Below are 19,370 nucleotides of genomic sequence, written 5' to 3'. Positions count from 1 at the left end.
GAAGCTTTACAACTGTTAGAAGAAAAGGAGTTTGATCTTATTATTTTAGATATTATGATGCCTAATATGGATGGTATTGAAGCGTGTATGAAGATTAGGGAAGACCGCAATATGCCTATCATTATGCTATCTGCAAAATCTGAGGATATAGACAAAATTCAGGGTCTAGCCTCTGGTGCAGACGATTATTTAACAAAACCGTTTAATCCATTGGAATTAATCGCTAGGGTAAAATCCCAATTAAGAAGGTTTAAAAAATACAATACGTCAATAAATCATAATAAAAGCATCCTAGAAATTGGTGATTTAACCGTGAATACAGATACACGTCAAGTATGGGTAAGGGGAAAGGAAACAAGGCTAACTCCAAAAGAGTTTGATATTCTCGAACTACTTGCCCGTAACAAAGGGATTGTCCTGAGTGTTGCAAAAATATATGAAGCAGTTTGGAAAGAGGTTTTTTATAAATCAGATAATACCGTCATGGTGCATATTACAAAAATAAGAGACAAAATCGAAGAGGATTCTAAACATCCCATTTATATTAAAACTGTTTGGGGAATTGGGTATAAAATATGAAGAGGGTTAGTTTTAGAAATAAAATAATTATAAAACTTCTTGGTGCTGTTGCAGTTAGTTTTTTTGCTTCGTTTAGTTTAACAATCCTCAATTTTCTATACATCATAGTACCATTATTTGTAAAATACGACCATTTGGGTATGTTTGCATTCTATTTCGCAATATTCTTCTTATTCACGTTCGCAATCTTTAACTTTATAGTAATTTTTTTGATATTGGTTCGAAAGAAAATAGTATATTTGAAGCTCATTTCTGATAATGTGAATGATATTGCCAATGGAAAACTGGGTTTGACTATTGGGATTAAGGGGAAGGACGAATTGACTCAACTTGCTCAAAATATAAATTATATGTCTAAGGAATTGGAGCATACATTTGAACAGGAAAGGCGATTGGAACGTACAAAAAATGAACTTATAACCAATGTATCTCATGACTTACGCACACCGTTGACATCTATTATCGGCTATGTAGATTTATTAAAAAGAGGGCAATACGACAGTAAAACACAATTACAGGAGTATCTCGAAACCACTTATTTAAAATCACAGAGATTGAAATATCTAATAGATGAACTATTTGAGTATACCCGTTTATCAGGCATCGATACTAAGTTAAACTTTAATGAAGTTGATTTATCAGGTTTGTTAGAACAAATAGTTGGAGAATACATTCCTATATTTGAAAAGGAAAGTTTAATCGTTCAAAAATCAATCACGGAAGAAACAATACCTATCTTCATAGATATAGAAAAAATGGTACGTGTTTATGAAAATCTGTTTATGAATGCGATAAAGTACAGCATGAAACCATCTGAATTATCAATATGTCTTGAACTAATAGGTAACAAGGCAATTTTGAAAGTATCAAATAAAGTCGAGAAGCCGCCTGTTAGCGATCCAAATAAATTGTTTGAAAGGTTTTTCAGGGGGGACAAGGCAAGAAAAGATGACCAAGGAAATGGTCTGGGGCTTGCTATCTCAAAAAGAATTGTTGAACTTCATAATGGTAATATATATGCAAAATATAAAGACGGCTGGATGTCCTTTATTGTTGAACATCCAATCAAATAGATTGGCTTATGGAATTACAGATTCCATAAGCTTTTTTTTATAAAACTTAAGAATTCTTAAGGATTTTACAGGGTGTTTCCTAATTTTCATAGTTTATCATGTATGTATTCAAAGCGATGAGGAGAGAGGAGAAATTAAAGAGAAAATTTTCTTTACAGCTTTCAAGTGGATACATCTTGACAACCTCATGAAAAAGGTAGATGCAACATGACTATTTTGTTAGTAGCAAATAAGAATAGCAACTTATTTTAAAGAAATGAAAAAACAAACGTAGGAGGATATATATGACGAAACCAGTTGTAGACGTGAAAAACGTCCAAAAAGTGTACGGTAAAAAAGGTGAGAACCAATCATACGCGTTAAAAGGTGTATCATTCTCAATTCAAGAGGGTGAGTTTGTCGGAATTATGGGACCATCTGGTTCTGGTAAAACGACATTATTAAATGTAATTTCAACGTTAGATAAAGCAACGGGCGGCGTTGTTGAAATTGCAGGAATAGATATTACGAAAATGAAACAAGGTGAGCTTTCCGATTTCCGTTCACAAATGTTAGGATTCATTTTCCAAGACTTTAACTTATTGGAGAATTTATCTATTTACGAAAACATCGCTCTTCCACTTTCCCTTCAAGGTGTTTCATCACGAAATATCGGATCAAAAGTAGAAAAGGTAGCTGATATGTTAGGCATTTCAGCAATACTTCAAAAGTATCCATCTGAAGTATCCGGTGGACAGAAGCAACGTTCAGCAGCAGCACGTGCGTTAGTGCATGAACCAGCAATTATTTTAGGGGACGAGCCAACAGGATCGCTTGATTCTAAAAATGCAACGAGTTTACTGGATGCGATGACAAACTTAAATAAAGAGCAAGGGGTATCTATTATGATGGTTACTCATGATCCATATAGTGCAAGTTACTGTCAGCGTATTTTATTCATTCAAGATGGTGAGCTATATAAAGAAATTCATCGCGGTGGTACACGTGATGAATTTTATAAAAAAATTTTAGACGTGCTTGCAGACTTAGGCACACAAAAAGCGTAAGGAAGGAAGTTCAATCATGTTATTTAAGCTTTCCATGTCAGGCCTAAAAAGTAAGTTGCAAGATTACATTGTCTTACTTGTTGGTCTTATTGTCTCTATTTCAACTTTTTATATGTTTCAAACATTAGCACTCAATAAGGCGTTCCTTGAATCTAACTCTTCTATTGGGGATATTGTGTCTGTATTTAAAATTGGGTCCTTTTTGTTAGCGTTTATCACATTTTTTTATATTTTATATGCAAACTCGTTCTTATCATCTCTTCGCCAAAAAGAATTTGGTATGTATATGATGTTAGGAGCAAAAAAGCATAAAGTTACCTTACTTATGTTTATCGAAACAATTATATTAGGTGCCGCATCTCTTGTGATTGGAATTACAGTTGGTGTAGGGCTCGCAGAAGGTATCGGTCAGCTATTAATGAAACAACTCGAGTTTGCTGGCGAAGGTTATAAAGCATTTTATCTGCCATCTATAGCTATTACTTGCGTCTTCTTCTTTGCACTATTTGTATTATCGGCAATTATAAATAGTATTAAATTATCTCGTATTTCTGTACTGCAACTTGTACATGCAGATGAACAAACAGAACGTGTCGCCATAAAAGGAAAAATGACAGTTGTAGTTGCAATCCTTGGTGTGATTTTATTGGGTATTGGTTATGCATCACTAATCTATATGAAATATGCAAACCCGCTAATGGGTCTGGGATTAATGGCCGTTGGATTAATCACAGCAACCGTTGGTACTTACATGTTATTTGGATCACTTCTCCCAGTTATGATTAATAAGTTAAAGAGTAATAAAAAACGTAGTGAAAAAGGTCTCAATGCTTTTACTTTTGCACAATTAAATTTCCGCATTAACGGCCTAACAAATGTGCTTGCCACGGTAGCAATCTTAGTGGCTCTTGGCACTGGCGGAATTGCGTGTGGTATGGCATTTAAAAACAACGTAATAAAAATAGTTAATGGTAGTGAAATTTACGATTCAGTCGTTCATAATCCAACAGCTGAAGAAAAGAAAATTTTGAATACTATCTTATTTACAGAGAAGCTTGAATATCATTACAAAATAGAAGGTCAGTCGATTTATTATTTAAAAGAGGATTTAGAGAAAAATCGTCCTTTAGTATTGAAAAATAAAAATGAAAGAACAGAGTTTGGGAAAACAAAGAGAGTTTCAGAAGAGTTGCCAATTGGTGCAAACGTGAAGAAGACACCGCAACAATGGAGCGACGCTTTCCAAACAATCCAGCCAAAGTATATATATCCTGATCATAAAATAAAAATTGTAGACAAAAACATGTACCATAGTATAAAGGGTCCAGAAAGTACTATGTTTATGGGGAAAACAGATGATTTTAAATCATATTTAAAAGAATGGAAACAACTTGACGAATTACAGTTAGCTAAATATACAAGTATGAAACCTGAAGAACTGAAGAGTAAATATCAAATGTATAATTCTCTTCATGGTATGCTCAGTGGATTGATGTTCATGGGCTTCTTCGTCGGAATTGCGTACTTAGCAATGATGGCAAGTTGCTTGATGTTTAAAGTTCTGTCTGGTGCATTCAAAGATTGTACACGTTATCAAATGCTTCGTAAAATCGGTGTTCGCCAAGAGTTATTAGCACAATCAATTTATAAGGAGTTATTCTTTGTATTCTTAGTCCCAGCAATTGTGGGTATTGTTCACGTATTAGTTGGTATGAACATGTTCAGCGTTCTTTTGCCTGATCCGTACAATCGTATTTGGGTACCAATTATTATTTTTGTAGTAATTTACTTGATTTACTATTTTACTACAGTTCAATTGTATAAAAGAATTGTACTTCCAAAAGAAAATTAGTTTTACAAAACATACAAAATGTTAAACTTATAAAACCCAGTGATATCAGTATGTGTGCATGAAATCACTGGGTTTTTATTTGGATATTTAATGGTTTGTTTTACAAATTATAAAAAGATATAAACTTAGTTTTACTTTTTAAATATTATCCGTCCTAAAAAATGACCAATGTTCATAAAGGTACAAATTTTAAAATATGTTTAATGTTCATATTTTGAAAATGAATTTTACAAAAATATGAACTAAATTACATACTCAAAACTCTACAAATGAAGTGATTAATACAAAGGAAATCAATAAATTCTATAGAATATTTGATTAGATCATTACATTTTATACTAATCGATATAAGGGAGATAATTGATAATACGTTTAAAAATGAGTTTGATAAGATAAAATCAAAAACCGCTTCAATTATTTTAATAAACGGTGTTACAGCATCTGAGCGCAGGATTGCTACAAAAGACCCTAATGACCCAAATGATTTAACTCCTGAAAGCACTTTGGAGGAGGCAATTAAAATAGGATTTAACACAACAGAAAAAGAAGGACTTCTGTATTGGGTAGATGATAACTTGGATAATGAAGTGCCGATTCATGAAACAGTTGTTAAAATCTCTTATGATGAAGAAACAGCTAATGAAATCCAAACACAATTAACCAACTTGAATGATAATCGAGTTTACAACGTCACACTTAAATCAGGTATGACGATTACAATTACAGCAAAAAATTAATAATAGAATTAAAAACGTATAATCCATATTTGATTTATTGATGTGGATGCAAAAAATACATATTTTTAATTAGGAATCCTTATTATGAAAAGGATTCTTTTTTTGTCCCAAAAGGTACGCTTTTTGAAGTAGGTATATTTCTATAAAAATCAATGTGTCGAAAGGATCAAGATAACATTTTGAAGGACTTCAAAAATACATAGACCTTTTGAATCATATATGAATTGTTGGGGGGAAAAAGTTTTCCTTCAAGATAATGTAATTCCCATAATCCATTTGAATCATTACATTTATATGAACGGATTAACAAGAATGATGGTATAAGTCATTAGGTAAGAATGGGAGCATCTTAAACAAGATTAAATGGGGTTAGTTCTGTAAATCTATAAAATTTAGTTTTAGAGTTTCTTGTCCCAACCAATATCTAAAAGCGAAAGTTTAGACTTTCTTGTCTAAATAGTTTGGAGTTTCATGTCCTTTTACATTTACATCTGAGATAGAAAGGGGGATTAACTCATATCACCCAAGTGTTCGTTAAATTCTCATTTAGCGAACACAATAATTATAAGAATCTATAGTCGATTGTCTGCTGACGATCGACTATAGAGTTAATCAGCACGAAGCACATGCAATAAATAATTCTGTTTTAGATAACATCCATCTAATCAAAAAATCAAGTTATAAAAAGAGGGGGAAGGCATTTTTTATTGAAGTTTGTTTATAATAGTTTTTTAATTTGTTAGGGGGAATCGTAAAGTAGATTATTAATCTCTTTGATAATTTTTATTTCCCTTATAGTATTTGGCATACTGTATTAAAAAATTTAAATTTTGAAGGGAGAATCAATAAATATGGGCAAGAAAAAAAGAATAGGTAATAAGTTATTACTTGTCAGTGCAATTTGTACAATAACGATTCCTTCAGTTTCATATGCGGAGGAAGTAACTTTACCTAAAAATTTCGCGATTGCTTCAAGTCTGTATGAGGAACGGAATATGGATGTATTGAAAACAAGTGTATATCCCAATACATATAATAATCCGTTTAACCATCAATTTATTCCGACATTAAAGGAAACAACACAACTATAAAAAAGTAGACAATATTAATGATGAAAATCCTATTATATCTACTACTCTTTCATTTATTCGCCATATGAATAGTGAAGATTATAAATCTGCATTTGATTTAACCTCAAGGTCATTACAGAAAATAATATCCGAAGAATGGCTGAAGAGCTATTGGGAGGGACTCCCATTGCAATTACAAGCAGGTTCTTTTCTAGGAATTGGAGAGGTAATACAAAAAGAGACAAATTCCGTGCATGCGAATGTAGAAGTTAAATTAGTTTTTGAACAATTTACTGTACCTTTACTAATTAAACTAGATCCATCTGGAAAAATAGACGATTTTCAACTCAGCATGTCGTTTAGTCCTGTTGCAGAGCGTCCATCATATAGTAAGCCTGAATCATTTGTTGATAAAGAAGTAGTAGTTGGAAGTGGTGCATTTCCATTACCAGGAACATTGTCTGTTCCAAAAGGTAAGGGTCCTTTCCCAGCAGTTATTCTTGTGCAAGGATCTGGAGCAACCGATCAGGATGAAACAGCGTTTGCTTTAAAACCATTTCGCGATTTAGCTGAAGGTCTTGCCTCGAAAGGAATTGCTGTCCTTCGCTATAATAAACGAACTTATGAACATGGATTGAAAACATAATACAGTCCTTTTTATACAGTTGATAAAGAGACAACAGATGATGCTCTTCTTGTGACTCATTTTCTTCAAAATGAACCTATGATAGATAAGAATCAAATTTATATTCTTGGTCATAGTCAAGGTGGAATGATGCTTCCGAAAATGATTGAAAAAGACCAAAATTAAAATATTGCTGGGGCAATCGTGATGGGCGGACCAGCCCGTACGATCCAAGATGTTGTTTTAGATCAATGTGAGTATCTTTTTTCCATTGGAGCAATGAAACCCGATGAATATAAATTTTACAAATCGCAATTTGAATTATTAAATGATCCCAATTTCTCTAGTCAGAATCCTCCAAAAGATTTTTATTTAGGATCAGCAGTATTTTGGGATTCTATTCGTAAAATTAAAGCAGCAGAAATGTCAAAAGAACAAAAGACACCGCTTCTTATTATTCAAGGAGAAAGAGACTATCAAGTTCAATCAAAAATCGAAATTCCTCTTTGGAAAGAACAATTAAAAGAGCGAGATAACGTTGATTATCGACTATATCCAAAGTTAAATCACTTCTTTACAGAAGGAAATGGGGAGTTAAGTAAACCGGATGAATATTATAGTCCTGCTAATATCCCTGAGTATGTTATAAATGATATTGCTGCTTGGGTGCAAGGAAGATCGAAATAAAATTAGCAACCATATTTTTTAATAGAGGTCACGATACATGCCTATTAACTTAAGGATAGAATTTAAATGGTTTTTGTTCAAATAAACTAAATAAAGGGGTGTTCTTTATTTGTACCAGTTTGACATTACAGACAAAAAGCGGTCACCATCTTTTTGCAAGAACGATGGATTTTACATTAGATTTCAATCAAGAAGTAATAATAGTTCCTCGAAGTTATCAATGGAACAATATAACTGGTGAAACCATCGAGGCGAAACAAGCTGTTGTAGGGATGGGGATTAACCATCAAGGAAGGATCATCCTGGCGGACGGAGTAAATGAATCAGGTATGACATGTGCAACACTCTATTTTCCAGGATTCGCAAGTTATAGTAACAGTATAGATGAAAATAAAACGAATCTGGCTCCATTTGATTTTGTGGCATGGAGTCTCACACAATTCAATTCTGTCGAAGAGTTAAAGAACTCTGTAGATAGTATTTCCTTTTTGGATGTACCATTACCTGTTTTAGGGGTTACTCCACCGCTACATTGGATTTTAGCGGATAAATGGGGAGATTGTATTGTAATAGAGCCGACAACTGAAGGACTAAAAATATATGATAATCCTCTTGGGGTAATGACCAATAGTCCTGAGTTTAACTGGCATTTACAAAATTTAAGACAATATATCGGTCTTAAATCGCAGCCATATGCGCCAACACAATGGGGGGATGTACCATTAAGTGCTTTTGGACAAGGTTCAGGTTCGATGGGACTTCCTGGGGATTTCACCCCACCATCAAGGTTTGTTCGGGCAGCGTATGGCAAACAAAATATTCAAGGTATAGATAACGAAGAAGAGGGCATATCGGCCATTTTTCATATCTTATCAAATTGTGAGGTTCCAAAAGGTGGAGTAATAACGGAAGAAGGTACATTAGATAATACCATTTATACAAGCGCAATGTGTATGGAGTCTGGTACATATTATTACCATACCTATGATTGTAGACAAATTATAGCTATTCATTTATTTCATGAAAATTTAGATACAGATGAAATTAAAACTTATCCGTTCCAGCGGAAACATAAGATACTTTATGAAAACTAATCAGATTTGGAATAACATAAAAAAAGAAAACTTAATTAAGTTTTCTTTTTTTATAGGCGATACGACAATACAACAGTGATCCAATTAAATTCAATATAAGGAAAATAACAAGTCAATATATTTCTAATCATTTTAGGTGAAGGGTATGTGATTGAGATGAATAATACATATAATGAAAAGACACATACATCGATTAAACAATTATTTAACAAGTTTTCACCAAAATCTCCTGCCTTTTTTGGTATTAAAATTAATATTCATACAGTTAAAAACCTAATTAGAAATTATTTGAACATAGATTGCTCAATGAGGTTAAATTTTATAATCTCTAAAAAATCGAATTATATATTATAATTATTAAACTTAATTTTATTGAAAATTGAAATATTAAGCAATATTCCTATTGCTATTAAATTGACCATTAAAGAACTTCCACCAAAACTAACAAATGGAAATGGGGTACCAGTAAGAGGAAATAGTCCCGTAATACCACCTAAATTTACAATGGATTGCATACCAATCATACATCCTATACCAATTGCTATAAAACTTCCGAATGGATCTACACATAGTTGTGCAATTTTTAAGGAACGAAGAACGATAGTCAAAACCCCTGCCAATACAATAAATACACCAATAAACCCTAGTTCTTCAGAAACTATTGCCATTATAAAATCAGTATGTGGTTCTGGAAGATAGCCGGTTTTTTGAATGCTATTTCCGAATCCACGTCCAGTAATTCCTCCAGAGCCAATGGCAATAAAAGAATTTACAAGTTGATATCCTTTTCCTTGCGCATCAACAAAGGGATTGAGAATTGTAGTAATACGTGTCTTTTGAACTTCTGACAAGCTAAATTGAATTAAAAAGTATAAAAAAGGTAACCAAAAAATAGAACCGATTATAATTCTTTTAATTAATAGATTTACATTTATTCCAGAGCAAAGAAATATGCTAAAACCTATACCTAATATTAAAAGTGCAGATCCTAAGTTTGGCTGTTTATAGATTAGGAAAAAAATTGCAGCTAAAAAAAATAAAAGTTTTCCGCTACCACTCCAAATATTTTTAGCTTGTTCTTGTCGAAATGCAAAAAAACGGGCTGTTACAAGTATTGTTCCTAATTTAAGAAATTCAGCTGGCTGTATTCCAAAGATCCATGATTGAGCATTATTTACCACTTTTCCTTTCCACAAAACCATAATTAATAAAAAAATTCCCCCAACCATAATACAGATAGCGACAATTCGTTTTTTCCATATTTCATATGGGAGAATAGCGCAAACTATCAACCCTATTGTTCCTAAAAATAGCTTTGTTAATTGAGAATCAACAAAATGCCTACTGTTATAACCGTAATGTTGAACAGCAACAATGGAGCTCGCGCTATACATCATGATAATACCTAAAGTACATGTTATGAATAGAGGGAGGAGCAATAGATAATCGAGTTTTAATATTTTTTTCATTTTAATATCCTCCTGATTTACATTAACACTTAATATTACATTTGCTAATGAGTAGAATCTTGTTCTCATCAACTACTAAATAGTATTTTTGTTTTGAAAGATTCTATAGCTTACACCCTGTTTTCTTACGCAAAAATCCCCCCTAGTTACATACTAGGGGGGATTTAAATTGGCATGACTAAATAAAGCTTTCCTCCCCCTAGTAGAGCTTTGGCACTATACAACGTAAAGTAATGGAAATTGATTACTTAGCTATCTTAAGAAGAGCCTTAATCCGACAATTCCTGTTCTACCCATTGGCGTCTTTCGACATTTTTGGGCAATAGCCTGTGTTTGTATAGGAGCCTCACCTAACAGGTTTAGCAATATAAATTTTATGTATTTGTTTCGTGTAGCCAGCATAAATACTTTTTTTTTGCTTGTCAAGTAAGCATATTGCTAATTTTATATTCTTTATTGTTTTATGAATTTTGAGAAATAATGCAAGAAAATGTATTTAATCATCTCGTATAGATACTTATTTTCGGCCTGTAGTGTATAATTTGATTAAGTAGTTTAACCATATAAATTTGATAAACAGTAAAGAAGATTTTAATCATAAAATAAGATTTTTGAAGAATGTTCTTTTGAAGTACGGTATGACTAATAATTCAACTCCTGCTATAAAGTTACAAATTAATCATAAACAATAAGTTTCCTATACAAAATTTCATATATTTTATAACGTTTCTTCGAACTAATTGTATATCTTTTAAGTTGAATTTCAAATTTACAATAGAGTCGAATTACATTTCTCTAAAAAAGAATTTATTATGAATCGAATCGAAAGTTAGTTGACAAATATTAAATTCTGGTTTAAATTTTGAAGTAATTCAATAATCTTTGTTAGGTGAGGCTCCTGTATAGAGAAACGCTGCTGCCCAAAAATGTCGAGAGACGCCAATGGGTCAACAGGAACGGTCGGATTAAGGCCCTTTTTAATGTAGCTGGTTATAAAAACCTATGCTATACAGTGCTAAAACTCAACGAGGGAGTGGTATACGATTTGATAGAAAGGCACCTCTGGGATTTTTGCAGAGCTGTCTTAATAATCATTTATTTGTATTGTAAAAAGCCTTTACTCCTTTTTGAGTAAAGGTTTTTTTGTTTAATGTTATTTATTTTTATCTTGTCTATATTCAAAAAGGAGGTAGTTCTAAATAATAAATTGATTGCAATTTAACTATTAATGCTCTAATAAAAATTTTAGACAGATAAAATAACACAAAACCACTCATGAAACTCTAGAGTCTCCCTTAGCAATATAAGGAGGAGTTAACATGAAGAAATTATTAAATGAATTACTTGTAACCCAAAATAATTTGGATGCAGAGAAAGTTTTACGTCATCCGTCGTATGATGTTGCGCAAGAAGTAAAACGGTTTTCAATTGAAGATCAAGTCATATTACTAGATAAGATTCCTGTATTAAAAAGCTCAAAAATTCTTCAACATTTGAGTACAGAAGAAAAATATAATATCTTAATTCACTTATCTGAAAACAAAGCTAAAAAGTTACTAGATTTACAACCGATTGATAAAACAGTAGATCTACTTTTAGAGGTTCATCCGGAAAAACAAGCTAAATTAATGGCGTATTTAAATAAAATTACAAAACATAATGTAAAAAAATTAATGGCTTTCAAACCTGAAACGGCAGGAAGTCTTGTCACAAGTGATTTTGTTGCAGTTAGTGGGAATTGGTCAGTAAAAATGACATTGAAGTACATTAGGGAACATTCTGAAAATGTAGAATCAATATCTTATATCTATATTCTTGATAGTCATGGTTATCTTAAGGGAATCGTTTCCATACATGAGTTATTACTAGCAGCAGATGAAGAGATATTATCTACTATCATGATTCAAGAGGTAATTTCAGTACACGCTGAAGTTGATCAGCAAGAAGTTGTAAAAAAGCTACTGAATTATAATTTAGCAGCATTACCCGTAACAACTGCAAATAATGAAATGATTGGTATTATAACATTTGATGACGTAATGAATGTTATGGAAGCAGAAGCTACAGAAGATATCCAAAAGTTAGGCGGAAGTGAACCGTTAAATCAATCTTACTTTGAATCTAGTATTTGGAGCATTTTCTTCAAACGTCTACCATGGTTATTGCTTCTTTTTGTTGCTGAAGCATACACAGGTACAGTACTAAAATATTTTGAAGACGAAATTGAAACAGTAGTTGCCTTAGCTTTCTTTATACCGTTATTAGTAGGTACTGGAGGAAATACAGGAACACAGGTTGTAGCAACAATTACTCGTGCAATCGGTATTGGAGAGGTGAAATTTAAAGACATTTTCCGTGTAATGAAAAAGGAATTTGCAATTGGCATGCTTCTTGGACTTGCACTTGGGGTAGCTGGGCTCACTCGTGCTTATATGCTAGGAGTTGGAACAGAAGTTGCACAAGTTGTAGCAATCACTTTATTATTTATTGTTATTTGGGCCTCTCTTGTTGCAGCTGTTTTACCTTTGATTCTGAGAAAATTAAAATTAGATCCTGCAGTCGTTTCTGGTCCATTTATTACAACATTTGTTGACGGAACAGGATTAGTAATTTATTTCATGGTTGCAAAAACGTTATTAAATTTGTAAATATACACTGAAATAAATACGAAATGTAGAATAAGTATTTTGCTTTGCTTGCCAAGACACAGTGGGGAACTCGGGAATGAGGGAAACAAACACTTTTGTCTTTAGGCAAATAATATCTTAAAGGATTCATTGAATGTAATTAATGCCGGAGGAGAAACCTATGAAACATCTAAGAAAAATCTTCAAACGAATTTTGCTTCTTTTTTCTATTTTCATGCTTATTGGCATTGGAATATTATTTGGTACTAACTATGGCCGAGATCTTCGTGTAACAATTGCTGGAAGTATACTAACTTCTCAGCATCCACAATATGCGAAATATACATTCCTATCCCAAAAGGAACTAGATAAACTGCAAGATAGAATTAATCATCCAAAATGGTCAAATAGTGATGAGGCTATTTATAAAAAAATAGCAGGAAAAAGATTAGAAGAATTAAAAAATCAGCCATTAAAAATTGATGTAGAAACGATTAAAAGTAACAAAGACAGTCGCTTTCTTTTCGAAGGAAAATTAATCACTATTAGTAACCCTTTCAATGTTAAACTTGTTAGTCATCAAGGGACACAGGGTGATCAAAGAGGAGAAAAAATTAGCGTAATGGCAAAACGTAATAATGCACTTGTTGCTGTGAATGCAAGTGGATTTGCTGATGAAACAGGAAGGGGAGGAGGAAATGTTGCAACTGGAATAGTAATAGAAAATGGGGAAGCTATTGATACAAATATGGATAGAAATACCCCTACAATTATTACAGGTTTAACAAAATTTGGACAAATGATAACTGGAAATTATTCTACCCAACAACTCTTAGATAAACAAGTCGTTTCCGCAGCAGGATTTATGCCACAGTTAATTGTAAATGGAGAAAAAATGATCACAGAAGGAGACGGTGGTTGGGGTTCTGCTCCGCGAAGTATTATGGCCCAAAAAGAGGACGGCACAATAATGTTTCTAGTGATAGACGGTAGGCAGACACATAGCATAGGAGCTACGTTAAAAGAGTGTCAAGATATTCTATATGAAAAAGGAGCCATAAATGCAATGGCTATGGATGGAGGGTCTTCTGCTACGCTATATTTAGGGGGAAAGGTTATTAATTCACCTTCCACATTATCTCATGAAGATCGTTATTTACCGAATGCCTGGGTGGTAACAGCAAACCAAAACCAAAAACAAAAAATAAAGATGACAATTGATGGGAAAAAAATAGATACTAAAATATCAGATGAATTTGATGCGAACATTTCAACGAATTTATGAATTTTTAAATAAATGAAGGTTTAATTAAAGCTTAAAAACTAACATACAAAGGGGGGAATAAAATTAATGCTTTTATCATTTAACTTGCATTAAAGAATTGCGTATAGAGATACTCAATCATATGGAAAATCTTTAAGAAGTTAAAAGAAGTATAAATAATGTATACTGGTTACATTCATATTCTATTATATGCTTTTAATCTATTAGTATTTGCTACAGCTATATGAAATGGACAACCTGTAAAAATAATTGTTGTAATCAGATGAGTAAAGATTAATGCGCAGAATAAAATAGTGGTCATACCTGAAAATATTTTATCAAATTATTTTACAAGAGAAAATAATTTTACAAATAATAAAGAACATGTCAGTTTATATTTAAGCCCTAATATAATTAATAATAAATTATGTAGCAAAAGAAAAGGGATACAAAATGGGCTTAGAAGAGATCCAAGATGAAAAATTGAGAGATTAGCATATAGTATTTAGAAATTGCTTAACAAAATCGGCTGAAAACAGTCGGTTTCTTTTTAAGCACCTTATCACCTTGAAGTGAACTTTCAAGGTGATGTACATGTATTCGTATTAGTGTGTCTTTTAAAATCCGATACATACGAATCTGATGGTCTATTTTTTGAGGGTGACTAGATGAAATATTGAATTTAATACAAAAGTGGTATAATTTTACAAATGCGGCGGAATATAAATATTATTTCAGATGAATATGAAATAATAAAGGAATGATAGAAATGTAAATTGTTTAATCTAATTATCTAATAAAAGAAAACATTAAATAACTAGCTATATGATAGATGGTATTACTATTTTAAGAAGACGGTTTCAAAAGAACCGTCTTCTTTTTGTTTCTCTATAAAAAGATACAGACTAATTAATGCCCATTTCTATGTTTTATAATTGTAATAGATCTATTTTAAACAGCTTTTTTAGTAGTAGCTATTTTAAAGGTATTACTTCTCATGCTATAAAATTGTAGGCCTAATGAAATAATCATAGAAATTATCGCAAAGTAGATTAGAGCCATAGTCCCCATTCCAAGAGAAATTACTACTCCACCTAATGTGGCACCTACTGAACTTCCTAGATAGTTAATCGAACTATTGAGGGCCACAGCTGCACTTCCGTGTTTAGGTTGATAGGATAATAAAATATGTTGCTGTGGTGCTCCTGATGCCCATCCCATCGCTCCCCATATGAAAAATGGTAAGTACTTTATAATTGTTAGATTAATCATTATCGGAATACATACAACTGAGACAGTTAAAATAATTAAAATAAGAGCCATTAAAGTTTTTGGTTTTTTGAAGTAATCAATTAAATATCCAATTGTTATACTTCCAAATAATCCACCCAATCCCCAAGCCCATAAATAAATTGTTAGATCACTCGAGTTATCAAGATCTTGTAATAATGGAGATAGATAGGTATATAAACCTAAACTTGAAATACTTGCAAAGAATGTTATTAAAACAGTGATAGTAACTCTTTTATCTAAAAACATTGCAAGTCTTTCTTTCATAGCAGGTGGTGCTGTGACTGGAACATGTGGTAGAAACTTAAGAATACTAATAGCAGCAATTAAACTTAGTAGTACCACAAACCACATTGCTGATTGCCAATCAAATTGGTCTGCGATATAAAGGCCTATAGGAACACCTAATACAGTTCCCATACTCATGCCACCTATTGTTAAGCCAAGTGCGCGTCCTTTTTTTTCTACAGGTACTAACATAGTTGAGCCTGCGACAGCTAATGGAGAAAATAATCCAGCACCTACACCAGCAATTGCCCTTGATATTAAGAATACCGAAAAGTTTGGAGATACTGCAGTTAATGCATTTGCAAGACCAAATATAACTATAGAAGTCAATAGAACTTTTTTTATAGGTTTACCTGCTAATAGAGAAGCAAACAATGGAGCGGATATTGCATAACATAATGTAAATATACTTACAGCTTGCCCGACTTGGGATGCACTTTTTTGATAGGTATCACTTATTCCAGGAACAAGTCCAGCAATAATATAAGCATCGAATCCCAAGGCAAACATACCAATAGCTAAAAAAATAACTTTTTTCATAGTTTTGCCACCTTTACATTGTCAAGAATAAAATAAAATATCAATCGTATACACTCTAGTTGCTAGTTTTATACAGATAGAGAATGATTATTAAATCAATATATAACTCTATAATGATTATATTTTCAATTATAATAATTGAGCTATATATAATTATTGAATAATGTCAAAGTAATTAAAAAATCTGCAGATTAAATTAAGTTAATATAACATCTAGTAATCATTACTCGTCTAGCATAAGTAGGTTAATATTAGTATACTTAATGAAGGGAATTAAATAAAATGAATAATATTAATGCAAGGGATGAAAAAAACTCATGAGTATTATTAAGTATGAAATTTTTGAATCAGTTATTAAAACGGGGAGTTTTACAAAGGCTGCCGAAAAATTAAACATGACGCAATCTGCAGTAAGCCATGCAATTTCTAGCTTAGAAAAGGAATTAGGAACGTCTTTATTCCTACGAACTGGTCGAGCAATTACTTTAACTCCTCATGGCACTAAAGCTTATGAGTATATTGGTCATATATTAAAAATAAACCGTAAATTAATAGAGACTAATTTTAATAATGAATTATTGCCTAAAACACTGAAGATTGGGGCCTTTACAAGTGTAAAAAAACATATATTGCCTCCAATTATAAAGGAATTTAATAAATTGTATCCGTTTATTGAAATTATAATATTTGAGGGGACTTATGATGAAATTCAAGAATGGGTTATTAGTAAAGTAATTGACCTAGGATTTACAATTAACGGGGAATTCGGATGTGAATCAGTTCCATTTTGGGAAGATGAGTTAGTTATAGCAACACCAAATGACTTAAAGTTAATTCCTGAAGATTGCTCTTTAAAGGATTTCTTTGATCAAAATAATATTATTATGCCAGCAGCGCCATACAGAAATCAAGTTGAGAATTTTTTTAATCAGCACAGTATAGAGCCTAAGATTCATTCATATATAAGTGACTGCAATACAATAGTGAAAATGATTGATTTAGGTATAGGTATTTCTATAGGACCCAAGCTTTTCTTAAAATCATTTGATAATATAAAAATATATGAACTACCGGATCGACATTATAGAAATATATACATATCTTATAAAGATTCTACAGAATTAACACAAGCAGAAGGCCATTATGTTCTGGAATTTATAAAAATAGCAAGGAACTTATTTTAAGTTCCTTGCTATTTTTTATCCTAATCGTCCAAATCCGCTTTTTTCGTTAAGCAAGACCCTTTCCTTCGAACTGTTATATTTAACTTTATAAAAGCTTGATTTCTTAGAATCAATTTCATTAAGTAATTCCTGTAAGCGAACTGCATCTTTTAGATTTGGGAAACCAAAAGAAGGTTCTTTTTTCAACATAACAAAATCAGTAACATCTTTGACTACATTTATAATGCGTTCTATTTTTCTATCCCCATTATATTCATGTTCAAGGGAATTAAAGTATAATAGTTCTTCAGATTGTGTGCTAGTTTCAGTCCAAATTTTTACTGAATCTTCATACCAGTTTGGCGTATCAAAAGATAATTGAGCAAAAATTAATTGTTTATTAGCATCTTGAAAAACAAAATCTAATTCTCTTCTTCTAAATAAGTTTACAAAACTACTGTATCCTGTCACTACAGCACCATTTATTTCACCCATCACAGAAACGCTATCTGGAATTTCATCTCCGGAGATTGAATAATCAGACTTCACCCCTTGAATATGTCTTAAGTGTAAAGGTGAATTACCGTTAATCCATTGAACAAGATCTAAAGAGTGTATAATTTCACTGATAACTCCTGTTGTAGGTCGATAGTCATTAATTCTATTTTTTTCCCACAAGAAGTTGGCACGTACCAATTTTAAATTATTTTCATTTACATATGTTTTTAATAAACGAGCGGCTTGTGAATATCTTGCAACCATATTTAAACAAAAGCCCGAGGTGTATTTTAATAGTTTCTCTGCATTTTCTAATTTGAAATTTGGATCAACAAAAGGCTTTTCACATATTACAAATCCGTTGAAATTTTGAATTGAAAATAATACTTCTCCATGATTTTCATCATTAACGGATATAACTAAAATATCTGGTTTAAATAATTCTAAAGCAGATTCGATAGTCGGATAGTACACTAAATTAATATCTTTTTGAGATCTTGAAGTATAAGCAATATCAATATCAGTATTGTAGAGGTGTGAGATATTCTGGAAAGCATCTAAAAACATTTGCCCTGAAAAACCCATTCCAATAATTAAGACTTTCATTTTGGTACGCTCCTATTCTATTGTTTTAAATAATAACTGTTCTCCAGTTTGGAGATAACCTCTTTTTCTATTGAACTCTTCAGCCATTTTACTAGATTGAACAACAATTTTTTGAACATTATTTTCTTTAAACCAATTATGAAAAGCATCCATCATTGCTTCTGCGATTCCTAGACCACGTCTATCTTTGTTTACTACAAGAGATTGTCCCCAACCAACTCGTCCGTTAAGTGCACCTACCATAGGAGCGCGTAAATCAATTATTCCAATAACACATGAACATATTTTTTCATCTTCCCCATATTGACCGACCTGAATTAGTACATTCTCATTTGAAATATTCTCTTTAATCCAATCGCGATAAGCATTTTGCCAGGCTAAATTATCTTCTTCACTTTTTGCTGCATAATGTGTATCACCACTAGATAATAAAATCTTTCTTAATTCCACTAATTCTTCAGTGTCTTGAATGGTAGCTTTACGAATCAATAATTTTTCTTGCATAATCAAATTTCCTCCTAAAGTTCATTGTGTGATGGACCTGTATTTTTAGGGGTTATAAAAACCAGACTAAATACACCTCTAATATTTATAAATTAAAATATAATTATAAATTATTTTTGTGATCATAAACTTAATTTGAGAATGTATAGTTGACCTTTAACTATTAATTTTAAAAACCTAAAAATACCTTTTTTGTAAAATTAGTTTTCCCGAGCCAAATATTATCATGACTTAAATGTTATATCAATATTAATTTTCTAACTCTTTAGAAATAAATTTTTAAAATAAAAAATTTATTTTCCCGTTAGATAAATGGGTGTGAACACTCTATTTACCAGCTTTTCACTGTTTCTAATCG

Annotated in this window: 13 protein-coding genes, 2 pseudogenes and 2 riboswitches; of the genes and pseudogenes, 11 read left to right on the top strand and 4 right to left on the bottom strand. The window is 31.9% G+C overall.

The window, feature by feature from the left end; genetic code table 11:
* The 8 genes and pseudogenes from DN408_RS31120 to DN408_RS32310 form a co-directional block, all read left to right on the top strand.
* The coding region (locus DN408_RS31120; protein ID WP_147740532.1) for a response regulator transcription factor at positions 1-579 on the top strand (579 nt) is incomplete at its 5' end.
* Positions 576-1,652, top strand: a complete 1,077-nt coding sequence (locus tag DN408_RS31115; protein ID WP_147740531.1) for a sensor histidine kinase — start codon at positions 576-578, stop codon at positions 1,650-1,652. The genes DN408_RS31120 and DN408_RS31115, both read left to right, overlap by 4 nt.
* A 284-nt stretch (positions 1,653-1,936) precedes the next feature.
* Positions 1,937-2,698: an ABC transporter ATP-binding protein gene (locus tag DN408_RS31110; protein WP_078214731.1), complete on the top strand. Its 762-nt coding sequence runs from the start codon at positions 1,937-1,939 to the stop codon at positions 2,696-2,698.
* Positions 2,699-2,714: 16 nt separating this feature from the next.
* Positions 2,715-4,550, top strand: coding sequence for an FtsX-like permease family protein (locus tag DN408_RS31105; protein ID WP_147740530.1), 1,836 nt, complete (start codon positions 2,715-2,717; stop codon positions 4,548-4,550).
* A 314-nt stretch (positions 4,551-4,864) separates the two neighbouring features.
* Positions 4,865-5,287 carry a hypothetical protein gene (locus tag DN408_RS31100; RefSeq protein WP_078179142.1) on the top strand — a complete coding sequence of 141 codons (423 nt, stop codon included), beginning with the start codon at positions 4,865-4,867 and terminating at the stop codon, positions 5,285-5,287.
* An 851-nt stretch (positions 5,288-6,138) separates the two neighbouring features.
* Positions 6,139-7,669: pseudogene (locus DN408_RS31090) on the top strand (alpha/beta hydrolase).
* A gap of 107 nt (positions 7,670-7,776) precedes the next feature.
* Complete coding sequence (locus tag DN408_RS31085) at positions 7,777-8,763, top strand: choloylglycine hydrolase family protein (protein WP_078179145.1); 987 nt, start codon at positions 7,777-7,779, stop codon at positions 8,761-8,763.
* A 156-nt stretch (positions 8,764-8,919) separates the two neighbouring features.
* Positions 8,920-9,000, top strand: a pseudogene (locus DN408_RS32310) (serine hydrolase); the annotation flags it as partial.
* A gap of 104 nt (positions 9,001-9,104) precedes the next feature.
* On the opposite strand, the gene DN408_RS31075 reads toward DN408_RS32310, so the two are convergent.
* Positions 9,105-10,232, bottom strand: coding sequence for an FtsW/RodA/SpoVE family cell cycle protein (locus DN408_RS31075; protein ID WP_078179278.1), 1,128 nt, complete (start codon positions 10,230-10,232; stop codon positions 9,105-9,107).
* Positions 10,233-10,420: 188 nt separating this feature from the next.
* Positions 10,421-10,597: riboswitch (M-box (ykoK) riboswitch) on the bottom strand.
* A 509-nt stretch (positions 10,598-11,106) separates the two neighbouring features.
* A riboswitch (M-box (ykoK) riboswitch) is annotated at positions 11,107-11,274 on the top strand.
* 277 nt (positions 11,275-11,551) lie between these two features.
* Here DN408_RS31075 and mgtE point away from each other — a divergent pair.
* Positions 11,552-12,880 carry a magnesium transporter gene (gene mgtE, locus DN408_RS31070; protein WP_147740529.1) on the top strand — a complete coding sequence of 443 codons (1,329 nt, stop codon included), beginning with the start codon at positions 11,552-11,554 and terminating at the stop codon, positions 12,878-12,880.
* Positions 12,881-13,040: 160 nt separating this feature from the next.
* Complete coding sequence (locus DN408_RS31065; RefSeq protein ID WP_002204016.1) at positions 13,041-14,144, top strand: phosphodiester glycosidase family protein; 1,104 nt, start codon at positions 13,041-13,043, stop codon at positions 14,142-14,144.
* A gap of 930 nt (positions 14,145-15,074) precedes the next feature.
* On the opposite strand, the gene DN408_RS31060 is transcribed toward DN408_RS31065, so the two are convergent.
* Entirely contained in the window at positions 15,075-16,241 is a 1,167-nt protein-coding gene (locus DN408_RS31060; protein WP_033729119.1) for an MFS transporter, read from the bottom strand.
* Between the two features lie 317 nt (positions 16,242-16,558).
* Between DN408_RS31060 and DN408_RS31055 the strand changes: the two genes are divergently transcribed.
* Positions 16,559-17,425, top strand: coding sequence for a LysR family transcriptional regulator (locus tag DN408_RS31055; RefSeq protein ID WP_078179254.1), 867 nt, complete (start codon positions 16,559-16,561; stop codon positions 17,423-17,425).
* 15 nt (positions 17,426-17,440) lie between these two features.
* Here DN408_RS31055 and DN408_RS31050 read toward each other — a convergent pair whose 3' ends face one another.
* A complete protein-coding gene (locus tag DN408_RS31050) occupies positions 17,441-18,508 on the bottom strand; it encodes a Gfo/Idh/MocA family protein (RefSeq protein ID WP_078179255.1) in 1,068 nt (355 codons plus the stop codon).
* 12 nt (positions 18,509-18,520) lie between these two features.
* Complete coding sequence (locus DN408_RS31045) at positions 18,521-19,012, bottom strand: GNAT family N-acetyltransferase (protein WP_033729111.1); 492 nt, start codon at positions 19,010-19,012, stop codon at positions 18,521-18,523.
* Between the last annotated feature and the right edge of the window lie 358 nt (positions 19,013-19,370).

Origin of the sequence: Bacillus sp. AR13-1, assembly GCF_008042285.1 — a bacterium.
Lineage (GTDB): Bacteria > Bacillota > Bacilli > Bacillales > Bacillaceae_G > Bacillus_A > Bacillus_A mycoides.
Note: the sequence above shows the minus strand (reverse complement) of the source record. Positions and strands in the feature narration are given on the sequence as shown.